Source organism: Arcobacter sp. LA11, from assembly GCF_001895145.1.
In the GTDB taxonomy this organism is placed as follows: domain Bacteria; phylum Campylobacterota; class Campylobacteria; order Campylobacterales; family Arcobacteraceae; genus Halarcobacter.
This window is the reverse complement of record NZ_BDIR01000001.1, coordinates 356,137-378,900: the sequence shown is the minus strand read 5'-3', so window position 1 is coordinate 378,900 and position 22,764 is coordinate 356,137. Positions and strand designations below refer to the sequence as shown.

13 protein-coding genes and 6 tRNA genes are annotated in these 22,764 nt (G+C 27.4%); 3 read left to right on the top strand and 16 right to left on the bottom strand.

The window, feature by feature from the left end:
* Positions 1–34: 34 nt before the first annotated feature.
* Both urtA and BT997_RS01945 read right to left on the bottom strand, forming a co-directional pair.
* Positions 35–1,315, bottom strand: a complete 1,281-nt coding sequence (urtA, locus tag BT997_RS01950; RefSeq protein ID WP_072679692.1) for an urea ABC transporter substrate-binding protein — start codon at positions 1,313–1,315, stop codon at positions 35–37.
* Between the two features lie 132 nt (positions 1,316–1,447).
* A complete protein-coding gene (locus tag BT997_RS01945) occupies positions 1,448–4,081 on the bottom strand; it encodes a response regulator (protein ID WP_072679691.1) in 2,634 nt (877 codons plus the stop codon).
* A 71-nt stretch (positions 4,082–4,152) separates the two neighbouring features.
* Between BT997_RS01945 and BT997_RS01940 the strand changes: the two genes are divergently transcribed.
* From BT997_RS01940 to BT997_RS15395, 3 genes are read left to right on the top strand one after another with little or no spacing between them, the layout of a single operon-like run.
* Positions 4,153–5,211, top strand: a complete 1,059-nt coding sequence (locus tag BT997_RS01940) for a hybrid sensor histidine kinase/response regulator (protein WP_072679690.1) — start codon at positions 4,153–4,155, stop codon at positions 5,209–5,211.
* On the top strand, positions 5,208–5,879 hold the full coding sequence (locus BT997_RS01935; RefSeq protein ID WP_072679689.1) for a response regulator transcription factor: 672 nt from the start codon (positions 5,208–5,210) through the stop codon (positions 5,877–5,879). The genes BT997_RS01940 and BT997_RS01935 overlap by 4 nt, the downstream gene beginning before the upstream one ends.
* Before the next feature lie 47 nt (positions 5,880–5,926).
* Positions 5,927–6,127, top strand: a complete 201-nt coding sequence (locus BT997_RS15395; RefSeq protein ID WP_258239405.1) for a nitrogen fixation protein NifQ — start codon at positions 5,927–5,929, stop codon at positions 6,125–6,127.
* A gap of 195 nt (positions 6,128–6,322) precedes the next feature.
* Here BT997_RS15395 and BT997_RS01930 read toward each other — a convergent pair whose 3' ends face one another.
* The 14 genes from BT997_RS01930 to BT997_RS01865 form a co-directional block, all read right to left on the bottom strand.
* Positions 6,323–6,610, bottom strand: coding sequence for a hypothetical protein (locus tag BT997_RS01930; RefSeq protein ID WP_072679688.1), 288 nt, complete (start codon positions 6,608–6,610; stop codon positions 6,323–6,325).
* 21 nt (positions 6,611–6,631) lie between these two features.
* Positions 6,632–12,967: an FG-GAP-like repeat-containing protein gene (locus BT997_RS01925; protein WP_072679687.1), complete on the bottom strand. Its 6,336-nt coding sequence runs from the start codon at positions 12,965–12,967 to the stop codon at positions 6,632–6,634.
* Positions 12,964–13,332, bottom strand: a complete 369-nt coding sequence (locus BT997_RS01920) for a hypothetical protein (RefSeq protein WP_072679686.1) — start codon at positions 13,330–13,332, stop codon at positions 12,964–12,966. The genes BT997_RS01925 and BT997_RS01920 overlap by 4 nt, the downstream gene beginning before the upstream one ends.
* 48 nt (positions 13,333–13,380) lie before the next feature.
* Positions 13,381–18,696: an RHS repeat domain-containing protein gene (locus BT997_RS01915; RefSeq protein ID WP_143145140.1), complete on the bottom strand. Its 5,316-nt coding sequence runs from the start codon at positions 18,694–18,696 to the stop codon at positions 13,381–13,383.
* A gap of 10 nt (positions 18,697–18,706) precedes the next feature.
* Complete coding sequence (locus BT997_RS01910) at positions 18,707–19,363, bottom strand: hypothetical protein (RefSeq protein ID WP_072679684.1); 657 nt, start codon at positions 19,361–19,363, stop codon at positions 18,707–18,709.
* A gap of 167 nt (positions 19,364–19,530) precedes the next feature.
* Positions 19,531–19,605: transfer RNA gene (locus BT997_RS01905), tRNA-Gln, on the bottom strand.
* A gap of 23 nt (positions 19,606–19,628) precedes the next feature.
* Positions 19,629–19,705, bottom strand: a tRNA-Met gene (locus BT997_RS01900).
* Between the two features lie 66 nt (positions 19,706–19,771).
* Positions 19,772–19,856 (bottom strand) — tRNA-Leu (locus BT997_RS01895).
* A 67-nt stretch (positions 19,857–19,923) separates the two neighbouring features.
* Positions 19,924–20,000, bottom strand: a tRNA-Arg gene (locus BT997_RS01890).
* Between the two features lie 11 nt (positions 20,001–20,011).
* Positions 20,012–20,088, bottom strand: a tRNA-His gene (locus BT997_RS01885).
* 8 nt (positions 20,089–20,096) lie between these two features.
* Positions 20,097–20,173: transfer RNA gene (locus tag BT997_RS01880), tRNA-Pro, on the bottom strand.
* A gap of 110 nt (positions 20,174–20,283) precedes the next feature.
* Complete coding sequence (locus BT997_RS01875; protein WP_072679683.1) at positions 20,284–21,063, bottom strand: thiazole synthase; 780 nt, start codon at positions 21,061–21,063, stop codon at positions 20,284–20,286.
* Positions 21,060–21,371, bottom strand: coding sequence for a divalent-cation tolerance protein CutA (cutA, locus tag BT997_RS01870; RefSeq protein WP_072679682.1), 312 nt, complete (start codon positions 21,369–21,371; stop codon positions 21,060–21,062). The genes BT997_RS01875 and cutA overlap by 4 nt, the downstream gene beginning before the upstream one ends.
* Positions 21,368–22,753: a bifunctional ADP-dependent NAD(P)H-hydrate dehydratase/NAD(P)H-hydrate epimerase gene (locus tag BT997_RS01865; protein WP_072679681.1), complete on the bottom strand. Its 1,386-nt coding sequence runs from the start codon at positions 22,751–22,753 to the stop codon at positions 21,368–21,370. The genes cutA and BT997_RS01865 overlap by 4 nt, the downstream gene beginning before the upstream one ends.
* Positions 22,754–22,764 lie beyond the last annotated feature (11 nt).

Sequence of the window (22,764 nt, the reverse complement as noted above, 5' to 3'; positions counted from 1 at the left end):
TGATACTTCTCCTCTTCTATTTTGTAAGTTTTAATTAGTAGTTTTGACCAGAACACTTTTTTGTTACAGTGTTGTAGTTACCACAATTAACTGGTTTAGTCCAATCAGAGATTGTATCTTTTGATGATGGTAAGAAATCAGACCATGCATCTCCAGCAACTTCACCTTCTGTTTGCCATACTGTTTCAAATTGACCATCTTCTTGAATTTCTCCAATAAGTACTGGTTTTGTTAAGTGGTGATTTTTAAGCATCTTTGCAGTTCCACCTGTTAAGTTTGGAACTTCAAGACCAATGATTGCATCACTTACAGCATCAACATCAGTAGTACCAGCTTTTTCAACAGCTTTTACCCATAATTTAAATCCAATATACGTAGCTTCCATAGGGTCATTTGTAACTCTTTTAGGATTTTTAGTATATGCTTTCCAAGATTTAATAAACTCATCATTTACGTCAGCTTCTGCACTTTGGAAGTAATTCCACGCAGCTAAATGACCAACTAGAGGTTTAGTATCTAAACCTGATAACTCTTCTTCTCCAACAGAGAACGCAACAACAGGAATATCTTCAGCTGAAATACCTTGGTTACCTAATTCTTTATAGAAAGGAACGTTTGCATCACCATTGATTGTAGAAACAACTGCAGTTTTCTTACCTGCAGATCCAAACTTCTTAACATCTGAAACAATTGATTGCCAATCAGAGTGACCAAATGGAGTATAGTTAATCATAATATCTTCAGCAGCAACACCTTTAGCCTTTAAGTAAGACTCTAAGATTTTATTAGTTGTTCTTGGATAAACGTAATCAGTACCAGCTAAAACCCATCTTTTAACACCAATTTCATTCATTAAGTAATCAACTGCTGGAATAGCTTGTTGGTTTGGTGATGCACCTGTGTAGAATACATTTTTAGAAGACTCTTCACCTTCATATTGAACTGGGTAAAACAGTAATCCATTTAATTCTTCAATAACTGGAAGAACAGATTTTCTAGATACTGATGTCCAACAACCAAATGTTACATCAACTTTATCTTTTGTTAAAAGACCTCTCATTTTTTCAGCAAATAAAGGCCAGTTTGACGCAGGGTCAACAACTACAGGTTCTAATTTTTTTCCTAAAACCCCACCTTTTTTATTTTGCTCATCAATTAACATTAAAACTGTATCTTTTAATGTAGTTTCTGAAATTGCCATAGTTCCAGATAATGAGTGTAAAACACCAACTTTGATTGTATCCGCAGCATTTGCAACAGTAGCCATAGCAACAATTGCAGCAGCAGATAATGATTTAGCTAAAAACTTTTTCATTTGTACTCTCTCCTATAATTTTTAATATCAATATATTTTGATATTTTCTTAAATGCAGTATAAGAAAGTTGTGTTGCTTTAGTGTTGTTTTTTTTAGATGATTAAAAATATTCTGTATACTAAGTATACAAACTACCTGTTATTTGAAATTAGATTAATGACTTCATCAAATTTATATTCTAAAAGTAGTTTTTCTATTTTTCTTTTTATAGAAGCTTGAATATTTTCTTTTTTTAATATCTCAAGAATTAAATTTGTATTTAAAGATGCTGCTGCATTTACAATTTCTTTTATAGTTTGTTCTGACATTTCATAAAATATATCTTCAGGCTCTTCTTCATCAAGATAGGTAAAAGACATATCTAAATACTCTTCAAGAGTATTAATAATATCTTTTTCTTTAAAAGGCTTAGTAAGAAAATCATCTGCTCCTGATTCTAAAGCTTTTTGTTTATCATCTTCAAAGACATTTGCAGAAATCGCGACAATTGGAATACCTTTATATTTATCATTTTTCTTCAACTCTTTTATAGTTTCTAAGCCATTAAGATTTGGCATAAGAATATCCATAAAAATCAAATCAAAATCATCTGTTTTACAACACTCTAAAACCTCTAAGCCATCTTTTACTTCGTAAGTTTTTAAATTGTACGTATCTAAAAGTTGTACTAATAGATCTCTATTTATTTTAATATCATCAGCAACTAAAACTTTATAATCATACGATTTTTTAGATACTAAAATATTTTCATGTTTTTCTTCAGTAAACTTATCTTCAAAGGCATCAACGGTCTGAATCTCTATCTCAAAATTAAATGTTGTCCCAATATTTTCTTTAGATGTAAAAGAGATTTTTCCATTCATCTTTTCTATTAATTCTTTTGTAATAGCAAGACCTAATCCTGTTCCTTTTTGTTTATGCTTTAACTCTCCTACTTGTTCAAAAGGCTTAAATACTAACTCTTTTGCTTTTTTAGTCATTCCTATACCAGTATCTTTTATCTTGATTTTAAGTCTATTTTTTGCATACTTTATTTTTATTTCTATTTTTCCAGAATTTGTAAACTTTAGTGAATTTCCTAAAATATTAATAAAAATCTGTCTTACTCTTTTTTCATCACATTTAACATACTTAGGAACATCTTCTTCTATATTAAAAGTAAAATCTAAATTTTTATCCATACATCTTTCAATAAACATTGACTCAATCTCTCTAAGTAAATTGTGTAAATTTGATGAAATTGGATTTATAGATATTTTTCCAGCCTCAATCTTTGCAAACTCCAATATCTCATTTATTATTGATAATAAATGCTCTCCACTATTTCTAATAGTTTGAAGATTTTGTTTCTCTACTTCATTTAAAGTTGTTGATTTTTTTAGAAGTGTTGCAAACCCTAAAATAGCATTTAGTGGTGTTCTTAATTCATGGGACATATTTGTAAGGAAAACTGATTTAGAAAGATTTGCTTTTTGCGCTTCAAGCGTTGCTTTTTTTAACTCATCTTCATGTTTCTTTCTTTTTGTAATATCAGAAAAAACAACAACTGAACCTTCTAGAAGTTCTTTATTATTGAAAATTGGAGTACTTACATAATCAATAGGAAATTCTAATCCTTTTTTTGAAAGAAAGGTTTGTTCTTCTTTAGAAACTAACATTAGACGTTCTCTTTGTTGAGCTGTTTTTTTATAAAGATGTTTTCCTATTGTTTTATTTATATACTGACCTATTAACTCTTCAGAAGAGTATCCTAAAAGTTTTGAGGCGGTAGGATTTACAAAAATAAATCTTCCTCTTGAATCTAAACCAAAAATTCCTTCCCCTGCAAGGTCTAACAATCTTTTGTTTTGCTCTTGAGAAGATATAAGTTGAATTGCATTATCTTTAAAGACTTGCACAGCTCCAATCATTTCAGATACTTCATCCATAAAAACCTTTTGAGGTAAAACTATATCCATGTCATTTTTTGCAAGGCTTAACATACCTTTATTTAACAGTTCTAAAGGGTGAATAATTCTATATAAAATAATAAATATAAAAGAAAACACAAAAAGAACTACTAAAAATAAAACAGCAATACTCAAATATGATTCCATCTTTTTTACTGTAGTATGGGCTTCATTTACTCTCTTTTGCGTTCTACTCTCAAATGCTTGATAAAACTCATTTAAGGGCTTCATAATAGCTATCTTTGCCCTATGATATTCATCAGAGTGCATAATCTCTCTAGCTAATTTAAAATCAGGTTTTGAAACAACAGTAAAATTTCCTTCGCCATCTTGAAAAATACCTTTTATTGCATTCATAGCCTTAGATTCAAGATTTGTTAAATCATCTGATTCCTTTTGTGATTTATAAAGTAAAGCAAGTTCTTCTTCTGGGAACCCAGCTTCTTTCATAAGAGTTTTTAAGGGTATTTTTTCACCATCTAAAATTGGTACAGATCCTTTTAAAGTAAAAAAATCCCAATAAATACGATTGTAATGTTTTGGTCTTGCTTCTTTCCCATTTCTAATATCTAAGACTTTATGAAACTGTTCTTTAAACATCTCATCATCAGTAATAACATATGTTCTTGCCATTCGAGTTAGATCATCAGAACTTTGTCTTAACTCATCGGCTAAAACTAAAGAACGATGTTGCATGATGTAGGCGTTTTCTAGGTGTTTGATAGCATTTTGGTATTCACTTAAAATAAATACCACACTTGTCAATGCCATACTGTTAACAATCAATAAAAGGATAAATAACTGTTTAAGTTTCATACAGGTTGTCTATTTTCTTTCTTATTTTTTAAGTTATAATAACTAAAAACAAGAGTATAAATAAAAATAAAATGAATAAAAAATATACTATATTAATAGTTGATGATAAAATTGAGAATCTTCAATACTTAGATAAAATACTAAAAAATCAAAGTTATGATATAAGAGCAACTACTCATGGCTTGATGGCATTGAAAGCTGCAAAAGTAAATATACCTGACCTTATTTTACTAGATATAAAAATGCCAGATATAGATGGTTATGAATTATGTGCCTTAATTAAAAAAGAGAAAGAACTTAAAGATATTCCTATTATATTTATTTCTGCACTAGATAATATAGAAGATAAAGTAAGAGCCTTTGAAGAAGGTGGAGTCGATTATATTACAAAACCCTTTGAACCAAAAGAGATACTTGCTAGAGTAAAAACTCAACTTGATATTTATGAAAGTAAACTAACAATCGCAAACTTACTTGAACAACAAGATTTATTTGTGAAAAAAATCATGCATGAAATGAATACTCCAGTTTCTATTATCTCTTTAAATACTGAACTAATCGAACAAAACACTGGACCCTCAAAACAAATAGAAGCTATAAAAGCCTCTACAAAAACTCTTTCTTCTATATATGGAGATTTATCTTACAAAATAAAAAAAGAGAGCCGTGAATACAAAATCTCAAAAATAAATCTACTAAGTTTTATTAGCTCAAGAGTTATCTTTTTTGATGAACTAGCAAATACAAAAGATATTCATATTCATCTTGAATATAATGAAGATATTGAAGTATTCATCAATAAGTATGAATTAGAAAGAGTCATTGATAATACAATTAGCAATGCAATAAAATATAGTAAAGAATCTTCTGAAATCATTATATTTTTTGGAATAGAAGATGAAAAGACTATTATTTCAATACAAGACTTTGGAATAGGATTAGAAGATACAGACTTGATATTTGAAGCATACTATCAACAATCAAATAAAAAAATGGGATTAGGTTTAGGATTAAATATAGTAAAAGAGATTTGTGATAAATATAATATAAAAATAGAAGTTGAAAGTGAAAAGAACATAGGAACTACATTTACTTTTGATATAAATTCAATTGAGAAAAGAGAATTATGAAAATATTCTTACTAGAAGATGATTATTCATTAAATAGATTAATTACTGATGCCTTAGAAAAAAGAGGTTTTTTTGTTACTAGCTCAGAAGATGGCTATGACGCAATGACCCAAGTTTTAAATACCCAATATGATTTATATATTCTAGATATAAATGTTCCAGGATTCAACGGACATGATGTACTAAAAGAGATAAGAAAAATATATATTGACTTACCAGTAATTATCGTAAGTGCCCAACTTGATATTGACAATATATCAAAGGCATATGATTTGGGTTGTAATGATTATCTAAAAAAACCTTTTGAATTAGAAGAGCTTATTTTACATATAAAATATCATATCAAGACAATCCTTCAAAATGATATAGATAAGGATATCATTGATTTAGGTTTTGGATTTAATTTTCATATGAAAGACCAAACTTTATACAAACACGACCACGAAATAACACTAACCCAAAAAGAAAAACTTCTTCTAACTCTTTTTATAAACAATCTAGATAAAACAGTCACTTCAGAAATGATTCACGAATACGTATGGGATAATAAAGAGATGGAAGCAGTCAGTATGAGAAGTATGATTCATAAACTACAAAAAAAATTAAAAAATGGAATGATTGTAAATATTAGAGGTGTTGGGTATAGATTTATTTCTAAGAGTATTTAGAAATTGAAGGGGGAAGAGGTTGAATTAGTGGAGGTTCAACCCCTGGGGTGTTATTTTCAGACCTAAGTCTTATTAGCAGAAAAGAAATGAATCGAATGATGAATGCCAATTTTACTTCACTTGCAAAAACAAAACCAGATGATGTAAGATGGAAAAAATATATATACGATTGTATTGGGAGAACTGCACCAGCTTGTGCAACATGTAAGGATATAACTAATTGTTTTCAGTGTTCTTTAGCATCGTAATAATTATATACTAGTGTATGGTTGTATTCAAGAAAGAAACTATTATAAAAAATAGCTATGTACTTTTACTCTTTTATTCACTAAAAACAGACAAAAAGCTATTCCATTTATATGTAAGTTCATCATAATTACAAATTTCTAGTTTAGACTAAAGTAACTATATCTTATCTAGTTTGTCCAAAACTTATTCTATTTTTAAAAAGCATAAATGGTCATTAAAATTAAACATGGAATATAAATATAATAAAAAAAAACATATGCACTTCTATTTTTCTTTCTTTTCTTTATATCCAATTCGATTCCAATAGTTATTGTAATAATAATACTAATTGGTAAAAGTAACTTTAAAATATAGTCTAATTTATTAAATATAGTCTCATTGATTCCTAATATTTCAGAAATCAAAGGTAAAAGAAAACCACTCATCAATACTATAAATGGTATCCCAAATATAAGAAAACCCATTTTAAAATGATTATTCATTTAATATACCCTCGCCTTATTTTAAAACTCATATCCAAAACCAAAATCAAATCCGAATGCAGCACCAAAACCATAAGAACCTCTCGCTGCTACTGCTCCAACTTTTCCAGTTGCAGGTTCATATCCTATTGAAAAACCAGGAGCTGCAACAATACCTATATCAGCACCGATACCAATAGAAGTTGATAATTTAGATTTATCTTTTGCCAATCCCTCCGTAACTTTTGCATTTGCAGCAGCTACCCCTCCAAATCCTGCATAAAGTCCTGGTCCAACTCTCACCGTTAAATTAAAGGAAAACTTATCCGTTTGAAGGTTACGGCTAAAACTCAAATTTATTCCTATAACCGCTACGTGAAGACCTCCTTGAAGTCCTACATATGTATTAACTTCACCTTTCTTCGAAGAAGCTTCTTTTGTAGCAGAATCTCCTGAAGAACTGTATCCATTTGAATTAAAAGAATTACCAAATACATTTGTTTCCATTCCAGATGGACTTTCAACATCCGAAACAGATTGATCTCTGGTAGTAAAAGTTGCCGATATAGAAACATGTGCAACAACTCCTTCTTTTGTGACTTCTGTTGTTGAACTTGTTGTAGTATCATCATCATCATTATTATTATTATTATTAGAATTAGAACTAGAATTAGAACCTCCACCACGATTAGAATCATTTTCTGATGCTTGGCTATCAGCCTGTGCACCTGCGCCAAGACCACCTTCATCTTCATAACCACTTGGGTCTATATATTTTAACGGATTATTTCTTACATATGAATATCGATTAAAACTCTGACTAATAAAGGGATGTGGTATGTTTGGATCGGCACTTAAAAACCTGCCTAAGGTAGGATCATAAACTCTTCCATTCATATGAATAAGCTCAAATTCATCTATATGTTCATGCCCAGTATATCCTCTTTTTACTAAGGGTTTGTTTTTATCTATATCATTAATCCATCCCTGAACTATACGTTTTCCAAAGGCATCATAAGCTAACCTTTGAATTACTATTCCCGATTCATTTGTAATAGTATCTACTGAACCCAATGCATCTTTATGTATATATCTATTTTGGGGTAAAGTTATAGTTCCATCATCTTCTTCTATATGTACTGCAACAAGCTCATCTCCTACATAGATATAGTTTTTTTCTAATTTTGTTTGAGCTATATTTTCTTCTTCATAGTGTTTTCCTACATAGAATGTAGTATCATAGTTTAGTATTTTTTTATACCTAGCTCTATTTGGAGCATAGAAAAATTCTGTTGTATTTGTATCATCTTTGATTTTTATTGGTTTATTATATGAGTCATAGGTTAATGCTATAGTTTTATTATCTTTGATTTTCTCTATAACATTACCATTTTCATCATAGTTATATACTATTCCTCCAGCACTTTTCACTTGATGTGCTTTTTGGTAGATATAATTACCTAAATCTGATTTACTCATTATATTTCCAACAGAATTATAAGTATAATTTACAGTTTCATTTAAATTATCACTTTGAATTGAAGAAGATGTCACTCTATTTAAATTATCAAAAGTAAAATTCTGAAATATATCTTGTTTTAAATCATTTTTAGAAACTACATTATTTAGCACATCAAAAGTATATTTTATATCTCTTATGTCATCGTTACCATCATAGCCTGTTTTTATTCTTTGAAGTTGTCCATTTATTCTATTGTACTCTTTTGTTGTTTCTAAACCATTTCCATGAAAAGCTTTTGTAATTCTTCCAAATTCATCTGCTGCTAAAATTTTATAATAATATTTATGTTCTGTATTATCAAATATCCCTTGATATGCTTTATCGACCCCATCTCTTAAATTTTTATATTTTTCTTTATAATTTCTTGCTATTTCTATATTTGATTTTGCTTCATTTATTATTGTTTTACTCTCTTGAATATAATATGAAACTATTTCTTTATAAATAGATAACTCCTCTTGAGTATTTATACTATTTAGTGAATTTGTTGCTTCATCTAGTTTTGCTAAAGCTTGAGTTATTTGTTCTGTTGATTTTGCAGAGAAAGTTTCCATTAGCCACTGGTATAATTGTTCATCATTAAAGTTTACAAGTTTTATTAAATGATAATCCAACCTTTTAGAAAAGTACTTATAATCTTCTTCATATACTTGGGCATCATTTTTTAATTCAATTGCTGTTTGAATTAAGAGACTAGCTGTTTTTAAAAGTTGTTCTTCTATTTGTGTATCAATATTTTCATATTTTTTTGCTAAATTATAATACTCTAAAGCTTTTACTCTATATTTTTCAATTTGTGTATTTAAATTTATTAAAGAATTAAAAGCATTTGTTTTTTTATCTAAATTGTTTTGTATATCATCTTTTAATTTTTCATAAGATAGATTTATATCATTGTTTATTGGAGATTTTACTGCACTTAAATATCCTTGTTTGTTGTATTCATTTGTTACTATGAAACCATTTGGATGAATTGTAGTTTTTAGTTTTCCATCTTCACTATATGCATAATTTGTAGAAAATACTTTTTTATTTATATATTCTTTTATTTCTTTTTTTCTTCCTAACTCATCATAAAAATACTCTTTTTTATAATCCTTATTTTTTTCAATAGAAACTTTTCCTATCCCATTTAAACTAATGTCATAAAAAAATAAAGATTCGCCTTCTTTCTCAACTCTTTTTATAAGTCTTCCTAAAAAATCATACTTTAAAAATGTAGTCTGAGCTTTTGCATCAGTTTGGGAGATAAGTTCTCCAAACATATTATATTTATATATCCATTCACCCATATCTGGATCATTTATATAAATTTTATTTCCTTGATTATCATATCTTATTTCAATTGTATTATTTTTACTATCTTTTGTTGAAATTAAATTTCCTAAAGCATCATATTGATACTCTATAGTTGCATTTTCCTCCTCTATAATTTTTATTGTTTGTCCAACAATATTTGAAATAATCTGTTTAGTATTTCCTTTAGCATCTATCTCTTTTGTTAAAAACTTATCATATATAAACTTTTTTTCAATATTTTCTCCATTTGGTCCTTGTGTCTTTATATTTGTTACTCTATTTAATGCATCATAAATATTATAGGTAAAATTAGGAAGTTCATATGCATAATGAGGAGTACTTTTTTTACTTACTCGACCTAATGTATCATAATATGTATCTTCAAAGATAACATCACCTTTAAAGCCCGACCTTTGTACTCTTATTTTTCTATTTTTTGCATCAAAGAAAGTTGTAACTTCAGGAGCACCTGTAGTTTTTACTGATATTTTATATAAACTATCTTCAAAAGAATCATCCCAACTATATGTCCAAGTTGTATTCGTATTATCTGATCTATTTTCTTTTATCTTTCTATTTAAAGTATCATATTGCCAAGTAGTTTCTAAGCCATTTATACTAATTACTTTTATAAGGTTATCTTGTTTATCGTATATATTTGTTTGAATATGATTTAAAGCATTTACAACTTTGATAATATTTTTACCTAAACTATCGTAAGTATAATGTTCACTTCTTTTTTCTACATCTGTTCCACTTATTGATTGTTTTATTATATTCCCAGAGCTATTGTAAACATACTCTTTTAATAATTCTCTATTTTCATCTTCATCTATAATTTTTTCAGAAAGAAGAAAACCTTTACTATTATAAGTATATGATGTTTCATTTTCTTTAGTATTCTCTAATCCATTAGGCTTTTTATATATTGTTTTTATGTTTGAGACTAAATTTACTATCCAGTTATTTTCATTTGCTGTTTTAAAGGTTTTTATTATCTCTTTTGAAAATAAATTTGTTTCATCTAAACTATCATAGGTATTTGTTTTAGTACTACTTACATTTCCGTACATATCTGGTGTAGATTGTGACTCTTTTACTTTTAATAAAAAATCACCATTTATATCATATTTTGTAATATACTTATTTTTCAAATATAAAGTTTTTATCTTTTCATTTATATTTTGAAAAGTTTTTATTTCATAAGTATTTTCTTCTTCTAGTATTTTTATACCATTTACGTATTTTTCTTCTTTATTTTTACTAGCTATAAAAGGGAAACTTTGATTATATAAAGATACTGAAGTATCTGCATTTGTATCGTTTATTCTAGTTATTTTTCTAAAACCAAGTACGCCGTATTCAGTATTTGATTTTAAACCTTCATATTTATATGAGAAAGTGTTAAAGCCACTTATTCCATCTATCATACTTATAGACTTTACAATTTTTTTAGATGACCCTTTTATATCTATATTTGGGTATAAAGAGTTAGTATCTGGAGTGTAAATATCACTATCATTTAAATCAGAATATACTATTGAAGTATTTTGGTCTGTACTATTTGATATATTTGTAATTATATTTCGCTTATCAAGTCCTTTTATAGTATATATTTTATTTGTATTATATCTTATATAATCATCAATTCCATCACCAGTAAACTCTCCAAAAAAAGATCCATATGTATCATTTTTTAGTCCAAAATTAGTTTCTGTCGTATAGTTTTTTTCATTAAATGTTCCATCACCTTTTGAAAAGAATATATATACTTCTTTATTTTTATATCGAATGATATCGTCTAATCCATCTCCATTATAATCACCTATAAGTGATTTATACGTATCATCTTTTGTTCCAAAATCTTTTGAAGAAGTAAAAAGTATTTCAACAAAGGTTCCATCACCTTTTGAAAAAAGTATATAAGTTTTTTTATTTGTATATCGGATAAGGTCAGTTAAACCATCTGAATTAAAATCTCCTATAAGAGATTCATAAGTATCATTTTTAATTCCAAAGTTCGTAGATGTAGTATATTTTTTCTGAGTAAACTTTCCATTACCTTTTGATAATAATAAATAAATCTCATTATTTGTATATCTAATAATATCACTTAATCCATTACCATCATAATCGCCAATTGACAAAAAATAAGTATCATTTTTTACTCCAAAATCTTTAGGAGAAGAAGATAAAATCTCTTGGTATGTTCCATCACCATTTGATAAAAAAGTATATATTTCATTGTTTGTATATCTTATTATATCTATTAATCCATCTCCATTATAATCACCACTTGTTGAATAATAAGAAGTAAAAACCTCTGAAAAATTTTTTGTTGTAGTAAAAACATTTTTTTCCGTATATGTTCCATCTCCATTTGATAATAATGTATATATTTTATTATTTGTGTATCTAATAATATCTGTTAAGCCATCTCCATTATGATCTATATTTAAAATTGAATATGTATCATTTTTAATCCCATAATTTTTTGTTGTAGTAAAAAGTTTTTGAGTATAAGTACTATCTTCTTTTGCAAATAACGTATATATTTGATTATTTGTATATCTTACAATATCTGTTAATCCATCTGCGTTAAAATCCCCTGAGATTGCTTCATATGTATCATTTTTTGTTCCAAAATTCTTTGTTGTTGTAAAGCTTTTTTCATCAAAATATGATGTTTCATTTTCATTTTTTTCTTCCCAAGTAAATTCTAATGGTTTTAAACATTCTCCACTTAGACAATTTTCTATTTTTATTAATTTATTATTAAAAGTATTTATTTTATAAAAAAGATTATAAGAAGAAATCTCTTCATTATCTATTTTTATAGATATTGACTTTAATCTTTTATCATATATTGTTTCTATACCTTTATAGTATTTAGAAATACTTACATCATTATCTTCATATAAAAAATCAATTTTATTATTCGAGTAAGTTATACTTTCAATATATCCAGAAGCATCATATATATAATTTATTTCATTTCCTAAGATATCTATTATTTTATTTCTTTTAAAAAGTTTTATATCACCATTCTTATCTTTTTTAGTAGAGTTAACTGATAATCCATACTCGTAGACTAATCCATTTTTAGTAAATAGTTTCCAGTTAGTAGTTTTTGAGTCTTGAGAATAAGATATTATTTTAGTATAGTTATTTATCTCAGTTTTATATTCAACATTATTCCCTCCATAAGTATCTGAAGGATTTACAGTAATTAATTTCTGTCCATTTAAACAATAATTAAAATCTCTCGAAAGATTAGCAATATCTTTTTTCGTATATTCATTACATACTGATATAGAAGAAAATCCCGATAACTTAAAACCTAGACCCAATTTCCCAACATTATTAGATGAAGAGTTATATTTTATAGAAAGATTTGGACTAAGATTTTTTACCCCATTTGGTAAAGTCAAAGGAAGAACAAAATTCATATTTCCTTGATTTACACTAATTTTACCTTTTGTTGTTCCAACAATTGATGAAGCAAATAATACTTTAAAAAAAAGACAAACTATTATTAATATTTTTAATAGTCTCATTTTTTATCCTCTATATTCTCTCGAACTTTTTGGATTTCTTTTTTGAGTTCTTCAATTTCTTTTTCTTTTATAGATTTACTGTTTTTTATAATATTCTCTTTTTCTAACATATTATTTGTTTCTTCTAGTTTTGTATTCAATAAAAATAATTTATCATCTAAATTTTTAACATCTATCTCTTTTGATTTATAATTAGTAATAATATTCTTCTTTTTTTCTCTTATATCTAAAATACTTTTTTCTATTTTCTTTTCTTTTTTAATTTCGGAAACCGAAGTTTCCGATTCTGTATTTAGTTGATATAAAATATATCCTAGAGATGTAATTAATATAACAATTATGATTTGATAAATAGTTTTTTTCATTTTAAACCCTTAATTTAGACTTATCATAAATTTAATCTTCTTCTTTTTTTAATAGTCTTTAAAGTTTTTATATCTTGTTCTTGCTTGAGTCCGTTTTACATAATACTGTTTATCCCATGAACCACAACAAGCAATATCTTTAATAAAGCTTCCTACAGAATATATATATCCACCATTGTATACACCAGAACTAGAACCAATATATTTCTTAGCCCAATATATGCTAAGACCATTGGCTCCACTTTCATCAGACCCAGAATCTGAAGCATATGTATATCTATCTTGATGTGTCCATCCACTATCATAAGTATAGTTTTCTTTACAAGTTAAGTTACTATAATTTGTTCCATCATTATATGGTGCTACACAAGGATTATAATTAGCATTATTTGAAGAATATTTCCATACGATACCACTCTTGTACATTAGGTTACTTCCCCACATAGCATACCCTACAGTATTAGCTAAACTGTTTGATGTTCTGTATGGATTTGAAGTAATTAGTACTGCATCTAAAAGGTTACTTGTTCTTGTACCTGAAGTAGCATAGAACCATTGTTTAAATGATGAATCAACAGTTGCTGATAATCCCGTAGTAGTATAATTAGCTTCTGTTCCTACTTCTTTTGTGATTGCAGTTAGAGAATGAGTGACCGTAGGAAGCATACTTCTTGACCCTCGCGTAAATATCTCCGTAGCATTAGCTTGTCCATCTCCAGAACCATTATTTGTCCAGAAGTCTTTTCCCGAACTAACTTTATGAACGTAATTCACTCCGCCAATTTTTATTCCAGCATCAGCAGGAGCCGTAATCCAATTTGTAGCTTCTGTTCTATTAGCAAGAAGAATATCGTTCCCTGAAAAAATAACCGTTGAGGCATCATAACCTGGAGGTAAACTTACTACAGTGCCATAACGAGGGGCTAATACATTAGGAATCAATACTCCATTTTTAGTATAATAATATCCATCAGTTGATTTATAATAAACTACTCTTCCTAAAGTGTCAAATCTTTTTACATATATATCATTTCCAACAAGAGCACCATTATCTCCACTATTGTATACTGCTTCTATATTTAAATGATGAGTAGCATCAGCTAAATTGTTTTTATTATTACCTGCACTTACATAATCAAAAACATACATATTATCTTCTTTTGAACCTGCAAAGTAATTATTACTTGAACTACCATAACAAGTAGAGCTCGTACAATCATTAGTGTACAAATAGTATTTTGTATTAGCATTTAAACTTGTAAAAATATTCCTTCCAGAGCTATGAGAACTAAGTTGTACTAATCCATCTGTAGAAGTCCATACGTTATTTGTCTGTTTAAAATATTTATTGTTCTTTGAATCATAAACATAACCTCCAATAGAACTATTAATTAAATCAAATTGTGTTGCTACAAGATTATAACCAGAAGTAAGATAAACCCATTTTGTCGATATAGAAGGAACATAAAGTCTTGCTAATGAATAAATAGAAGAATTATCTTTTTTTATAAAAGCTTTAGCACCTTCATTCATAGAAATATTAGACATTTTATTTACATCGTCAGAGATAATAAACTTTCTATCCTCATCAATCCAATAACCAGCCACTTTCTTAAATTCTTTTATTCCAGAAAATTCACCAGAAGGTGCTGTTACTTTAATTGTACTATTTTCTAAAGCATTTATATAAATTATTCCTAAATCTTGTACCGTATAAGTCCCATCGAAATCTCCGCCTAACTCCCAAGTTTGAGAAGTTGAACAAGTGTATGCAAGTTTCTTACTCCCCGTTTCAATAAATCCATGATCTTGATAAAAACAAGGCATTTTATTTAACAGTACTAAACTATCAACTGTTATTTCACCAGCTGAGTTTAGACTACCAGTAGTTCCTACACTGTTCCAACTATTTCCACCATCTGAAACTTTTATATCTAGTCCACCTGAACTATTTGGTTCGTACCAAATTTTATTTGTATCTGTTGGTTTTTCATATCCAATATATACATTTTCTTGAGATAAAATAGAATGAATATCTCTACTAACTTCAGTATTTAGTAAAGTATTAGAGCTAACACTAATAATATTTTCAATATTAAAAATATCAGTTATATTTTTAAACCAACTATCAAGTTCTTTATCTACATATCTTGTAGGATTACTATAAAAGAAAAAGTCTTTTGTTTTCTCATCTAAAGAACTAAATGGCTGATTTGTAAAAGTTTTTGCAATTTTTGGATCATATAAATAACCATCTACATTTAATAAATTAAATTCACCACTTTCATAACCTTTAAAAGATATATTAGTAATAGTATTATTTGCTACTTCTTGTGTCCAAGAATCATCTGTTTTTTCACCAAATGGTCTATAGTTAAGCTTATCTTCAACTACGGCTAGCTCATTTGTAATAATATCAACAGAACCAAATAAATCTTGATGTAAATAATAATTATTTGGAATAATATAATCATCCATATCTTCTTCTATATGAATAGCTATTAATTTATCATTTGCATAAATCAAATTTTTATATTTTGTTCCATCATTTAATAACTCATATTTGAACCCTGTTTCAACTTTATAGATAATATTGTTGAGATTATTTTCAGTGATAGTTTTTTTATAAGTTTTACTATCATTTGAATATAAAATAACACTTTCATTTAAATTCTTTGAAATCAAATTAGGATTATCTAAATCTAAAGTTATATTCTCATGGGAATTAGTAAAGGTATTTGTATTTTCATCATATTGATAACTACTTGTAGTTGGGTCTATATAAATATATGCAATATTAGAGTAGAAACCTTCTCCGATACTTGATGCACTTATTAATTTATTAGATAAATCATAAACATAGTTTTTTGTTAAATTATTTTTTACATCATATTGAGTAATTAGATTATTATATACGTCATATGTATATCTTATATCTTTTATATCACTATTACCATTAAACCCAGTAGTTATTCTTATTAAGTTTCCACTTGAAGCATCATACTCTTTTTTTGAAACTAGTCCATTACCAAAAACTTCATTTGTAATTCGCCCTAATGAATCCATGTCAATTATTTTATAAAAATATTTATAATCAGTATTATCAAACATCCCTAAGTAAGTACTATTTGAGAAGATACCTTCTCCTAATTTTAATTCTTCATATCTTTGAGAATAAGTTAACGCTAATGTAGAGAAATCATCTGCAATAATATTTACTTCTTTTGATTGATTAGTATAATATGTAATTAAATCACTATCAATATTCAATGAACTATTTAAAATATCTGGATCAGAAATAACACCTTCAAGTAAACTACTTGCTTTATCTATATATTTTGTAGATAAAGCAACATAATTATTACTTTCACCTTCAAATATTTCAGATAACCATTTAAAGTTATCTTCATTGTTTTGCTCTGATAGCTTTGGAAGTAGGTGATTAGTTCTTATATTTCTTAAATTATCTGCAATGCTTTTATACGTCACTAGATTGTTTTGTAATAAAGTGATTGTTTCACTTAAAAGTAAAACTACTTCATTTAATTGGGTTGCAATTTCTACATTTATTGATGAATATTGTATTGCTAAATTTTCATATATAGGTTTTTTTAAACTATAGTATTCAATCTGAGCTTTTAAATCATAATACTTACTATTTATTTCATATTCGTCATTTAAATTTGACATAATCAGTTCTTTTAAATTCTCAAAGTCGAGTTCAACGGTTATTAATTTAGGAGATTTTACTGCTGTTAAAAATCCAGAATCATTATATTCATTGATTATTTTAAATCCATCTGGTTTTATTACTGTTTCAATTTTATCATCCAATATATAAGTATATTGTGTTATAAACGATTTATTTCCTATAAAAGTCTTATTAGTTTTTACTCTTGATAATTCATCATAATAATACTCTTTTTTATATTCTTTTGATTTGATATATGCAAGTTTGCCAATTCCCATGTCAGCTCTATCATAAACAAAATTGGTAACTTGTTTATTTTCTTCATTATTACTAGGTATTATCTCTTTTTCAATAAGTCTATCTAAAATATCATATTTAAAATTTAATACATTTCCTTTTTCATCAACGATTTTTACAATATTTCCTAACAAATCATAAGTAACTGTTTCATTTGAATTTATTTTATTTGAATCTACTACTTCCTCTTTTCCATCAGGATATTTAATTGTTATATTATTATTTAAATATTGGTATGTAGTAACTAACCTAGTGTTATTTAATCCAGGTTTATCAATTGATGTAACTCTATTATCATTATCATATGTAAAATCAATAAAATATACTGCCTCACCTTTAAAATAAGGGATAGAATATTTATCTATTCTTCCTACAGAATCATAAACTATATCTTCTACAATAATTCTTCTATTAAAACCTTGTTTTTCTATTTTTATTTTTCTATTACTCGAATCATAATATTTAGTAACTGTAGGTTTGCCAATTGAAGTTTTTATAACTTTTAAAGTACTATTATCTACTAAATTAGATGTACTATATTCATACGATGTTACAGTATTATTTGGCTTATTCTCTTTAATTAACCTATCATTAGAATCATACTCCCATGTAGTTATCAATTTATTATAATCAGTTAAAGATACTATTCTTCCATTTGTATTAAATTTCTTTATTTCAATATCGCCAAAAGGATTAACGGTTTTAATAACTTTATTATTTCCTTCTATAGAGTATTCATATTTTTTAATTCTAGACTCTATATTAAAACCTGATATTGTCTCTCTTAATACTTCACCTTTATCATTAAACACATATGAATAAGTAATATAATCTCCAAGATTTTTAGCATTACTTAATAAATTTATTTTTGCTATTCCATTTTGGTCATAATCTATTCCATAGATATTTTCATTTACAATTATTTGAGAAATTCTTACATTATCGGAGATTTTTTCATACGAAAAATCAATTTCTGAATTTATATAAGGAATATTAATAGTTGTCGTTGAATCTTTTACTTTTACTATCTTATACTTATTATTTTTATCATAAGTAATTACTAAACTACTATCATCAGTTATTTCCCATAATTCAGGATTTGATTCTGATTCATAATAACTCTTAATACTAGTAAAACTATTATCTCTAGTTTTATATAAAACATTATTTCCACCATATAAATCTAACAAATCTTTTCTTATTATTTCTTCATTATTTATACATAAAGGCTTTATTCCTAGAATTTCTTGACGTATATTTTTACTATTACATTCTTTTAAAGAATGAATTTCATATTTACTTGCATTTAATGCCATGCAAAAAAATATACTCATAAAAACTAATTTAATAATTCCATTAAAAAATATTCTTTTCATTTGTTTTCCTTTAATTAATTCTTGTTTTAACACTGTCTATTACTTTTTTCACAGCATTAATTTCAATTTTAAATTTTTCAATTTCTTGTTCTATACCAATATTTCTACTTTTATTATCTGTTTGTTCTAAATTATTGACATCTATATTTTTTTTATCAATAGAAGAATTACTTAATGAAATTGAAGATAAAGGCTTTTGAACTATTACATTTGAAGCTTTATTGGATTCCTCATTCAAAATGGGACTTTCAATTTTCTCTATATTCTTAGTATCTTCATTTTTATTTTGAATCAATTCTTCTTTTTTTAATATCTTTTCTGATTGAATTAAATCTAAACTAACTAATTTTTCTATATCATTATTTTTTATTATTATATTCTGGTTATTTTTATTATATTTTTTTAACATTTGCTCAGTTTTGGAAAGGGTACTTTCTAAATCATTGATTTTTTGATCTACTATTTTGCTTTTAAGTTTATTGATTTTTTCTTTTTCACGACTGTTCATATTTATTTCTTTAATTATTTTAATACTAGAAATATCACTTACAGTTGACTTTTGTTCTTCAATATTATTTATTTGATTTTTGTTATATAAAATATAAATAGATATTACAATACCTATAACTAAAAAACTAATTACAGACTCATACATATATTTTTTCATGATTATACCTTCATAATAAATTTAGATTTTTATTATAATTATATAATCTTTCATAAAACTTAAATTTAATTTAAATTTTAAGATTAATTTATTTTTATCAATAATATTTTCTTATTTAGAGATTTATAATTATACAAAAAAGAGAAATTTAGAAGTAAGATTAATTGTGGATGGGGTAGTAGGATTCGAACCTACGAATGACGGCACCAAAAGCCGTTGCCTTACCACTTGGCGATACCCCAGATTAAAAATTATTTTTGTTGATTGGTTGCGGAAACAGGATTTGAACCTATGACCTTCGGGTTATGAGCCCGACGAGCTACCGAACTGCTCTATTCCGCGATATAAGAGTAAAAGTAAATTATAATGAATCGCGAGATAAATTGTAAAATAATTTTAATTAAAAGATGGTGCGGATGAAAGGACTTGAACCTTCACGCCGTAAAGCACTAGATCCTAAGTCTAGCGTGTATACCAATTTCACCACATCCGCACAATATGTCTTAAAAAAGACAAAAAAAAAGATTTAGTTGATAAATTCAACTTAAATCTTAAATAAATGGTACGCCTGACACGATTCGAACGTGTGACCGATGCCTTAGAAGGGCATTGCTCTATCCAGCTGAGCTACAGACGCTTATATATAAATGGGGTAAGTAATGGGATTCGAACCCACGGCCCTCTGAACCACAACCAGATGCTCTAACCAACTGAGCTATACCTACCAATTAAATGGTCGGAGTGAGAGGGTTCGAACCTCCGACCCCCTGGTCCCAAACCAGGTGCGCTACCAGGCTGCGCTACACTCCGCCTAAACACTAATCTTTCAAAAAGTGGACGGAATTATACTATGTTTTTAAACTAATGTCAAGAGCTTTTCTATAAAAGTAGAGAATTTTTATAAAATTCTCTACCTTCAATTAAAACTGAATTAATCCATCAATAGGAGAACTAGCTGTTGCATAAGGTTTCTTAGGAATTCTTCCTGCAACATAACTTAATCTTCCCGCAATAGTTGCATACTTAAATGCTTCTGCCATTGCCATTGGATTTTGAGCTTGTGCAATAGCTGTGTTAGCTAAAATACCATCTGCTCCTAACTCCATAGCATATGCAGCATCACTTGCACAACCAAGTCCTGCATCTACAAGAACAGGCACATTTACAGCATCTCTAATAAAGGCTATATTATATGGATTTTGAATACCAAGCCCAGAGCCAATAGGCGCTGCTAAAGGCATAATTGCATCTGCACCTGCATCTTCTAATCTTTTAGCCATAATTGGATCATCACTTGTATATGCCATGATTGTGAAACCTTCTTTTTTAAGAACTTCACAAGCAGTAATTGTTTCAATTACATCTGGGTATAAAGTTTTCTTAGCATCACCAATTACCTCTAATTTAATAATATCAATTCCAGTTGCTTCTCTCATTAGTCTAAAAGTTGTAATAGCTTCTTCAGCCGTAAAACACCCTGCACTATTTGGAAGAAGTTTTACATTTGTATCTTTAAAATAGTCCAAAAGATTTTCTTCATTTGGGTTTGTAATATTTACTCTTCTAATTGCTACAGTTATTAATTCACTTCCTGATACGATAGTTGCATCTTTAGTAGTTTGAAAATCTGCATATTTTCCAGAACCAACGATAAGTCTGCTGTTAAACTCGTATTCACCTACTTTTAGGATATCACTCATTTTGTATTTTCTCCTATAAATTTTTTGTAATCTTTACTTACATTTTCTATGTTTATACATATAATTTCTGGCACATCATAGCTATGTAATTCTTTAATTTTGCTTTGAATTTTTTTGAAATTTTCTTTTTTTGTTTTTATATTTAATAAAATTTCTTTATCGTTACAAAATTCATCTTGCCACATATAAAAAGAGTCGATTTCACTCATTTGAACACATGCAGCAAGTTTCTTTTCTATCAAAACTTTTGCAATTTTTTTTGCTTCTTCATTATTTGAACAAGTTGTTTGGATAACTACAATACTCATAGTTTTTTAACCTCTTCAACCAAATCAGAAGGAATAAGTGAATAATTATTTTTGCGATAATTTCCAGCAGCAATTACATGGGCTAAACTTGCATTTATTGTTGCATCTAAAGGTTTATATCCTTGAGCTAGTAAAGAACCTACAAGGCCACTTAAAACGTCACCACTTCCACCTTTTGCTAAAACTGCACTTCCTAGGTTATTTATATATATTTTGTCATTTTGTGAAATTAGAACATTTGCACCTTTTAAAAGTAAAATTACTTTTGGATACCTTTTACAAAAAACCTCTACATATTTAAATCGATTATTTTGTAGAGTTTCAACTGATATATCATCTATATCACAAAGTTTAAGCAACTCACAAAACTCTTTTGGATGAGGAGTTAAGACTACTTCTTTATCTAAAGCTTCTAAAATTACATCTTCATAAAATAAATCAGCATCTATTATAATAGGAACATCTTTTTTAAGTATTTTCTGGATTTCGTCTTCTTCATATCTTCCAAGACCCATACCAAGTGCAATTGCAGTACAATTTGTTGTTAGTTTATGAGTTTGCATAATATGATATGGTAAATCAATATTTTCATGGCAAATTACACTTACTAAACCTGCCCCAAAACCAAAAGCAGCTTTTGCAGCAATTACTCCCGCTCCTTTTTTACAACCTGCTACTACATTTAGATGCCCATAGGTTCCTTTGTGGGCATCTTTTTTATCTCTAAAAGGAAGTTTCATATCTTCTTTCTCTAAAAGAAAAATATTTGATTCTACTTCATAAATTTCTCTTTGAACTCCAAGATTAGCTACTTTTATTTCACCTACAAAATCTTTTGCAATATCTGTAAATAGTGAAGTTTTTAATGCTCCCATGGTAATAGTTATATTAGCTTCAAAAGCTACAGTTGTAACTTGTCCTAGATTATTAACTCCACTTGGAATATCACAAGCAATTTTAAAACTATCAAAGGTATTTAATGTATTTAATATATATTGGGACTTATCATCTAAATCTTTATTTAAACCACTTCCAAATAGACAATCTACAATAATATCTGATTCAATTAATTCATCTACAACTTCTATTCCTAGAAGATTTATTCTTTTTAGTTGGATTTCTGCCATAGAAGATTTAACTCCAAAGGGAATGTAAAGTTTTACATCAAAACGTTTATATAGAAGTCTTGCTAATGCAATACCATCTGCTCCATTATTTCCCGTACCACAGACAATAAATACTGATTTATTTTTTTCAAATTTTTTATAAATTTCTCTACTTAAAGAAGAAGAAGCATGTTCCATTAGCAAGTCTTCATTTAATGCAAACTCTTCATAACATCTCTTATCCAATGAGCCTACTTCATAAAATACTTTCTGCATATTACTCCTTT

Excerpts from the sequence above, each read along its gene's own strand:
- urtA (WP_072679692.1), bottom strand. The coding sequence starts at position 1,315 with ATGAAAAAGTTTTTAGCTAAATCATTATCTGCTGCTGCAATTGTTGCT.
- BT997_RS01945 (WP_072679691.1), bottom strand. The coding sequence starts at position 4,081 with ATGAAACTTAAACAGTTATTTATCCTTTTATTGATTGTTAACAGTATG.
- BT997_RS01940 (WP_072679690.1), top strand. The coding sequence starts at position 4,153 with ATGAATAAAAAATATACTATATTAATAGTTGATGATAAAATTGAGAAT.
- BT997_RS01935 (WP_072679689.1), top strand. The coding sequence starts at position 5,208 with ATGAAAATATTCTTACTAGAAGATGATTATTCATTAAATAGATTAATT.
- BT997_RS01930 (WP_072679688.1), bottom strand. The coding sequence starts at position 6,610 with ATGAATAATCATTTTAAAATGGGTTTTCTTATATTTGGGATACCATTT.
- BT997_RS01925 (WP_072679687.1), bottom strand. The coding sequence starts at position 12,967 with ATGAGACTATTAAAAATATTAATAATAGTTTGTCTTTTTTTTAAAGTA.
- BT997_RS01920 (WP_072679686.1), bottom strand. The coding sequence starts at position 13,332 with ATGAAAAAAACTATTTATCAAATCATAATTGTTATATTAATTACATCT.
- BT997_RS01915 (WP_143145140.1), bottom strand. The coding sequence starts at position 18,696 with ATGAAAAGAATATTTTTTAATGGAATTATTAAATTAGTTTTTATGAGT.
- BT997_RS01910 (WP_072679684.1), bottom strand. The coding sequence starts at position 19,363 with ATGAAAAAATATATGTATGAGTCTGTAATTAGTTTTTTAGTTATAGGT.
- BT997_RS01875 (WP_072679683.1), bottom strand. The coding sequence starts at position 21,063 with ATGAGTGATATCCTAAAAGTAGGTGAATACGAGTTTAACAGCAGACTT.
- cutA (WP_072679682.1), bottom strand. The coding sequence starts at position 21,371 with ATGAGTATTGTAGTTATCCAAACAACTTGTTCAAATAATGAAGAAGCA.
- BT997_RS01865 (WP_072679681.1), bottom strand. The coding sequence starts at position 22,753 with ATGCAGAAAGTATTTTATGAAGTAGGCTCATTGGATAAGAGATGTTAT.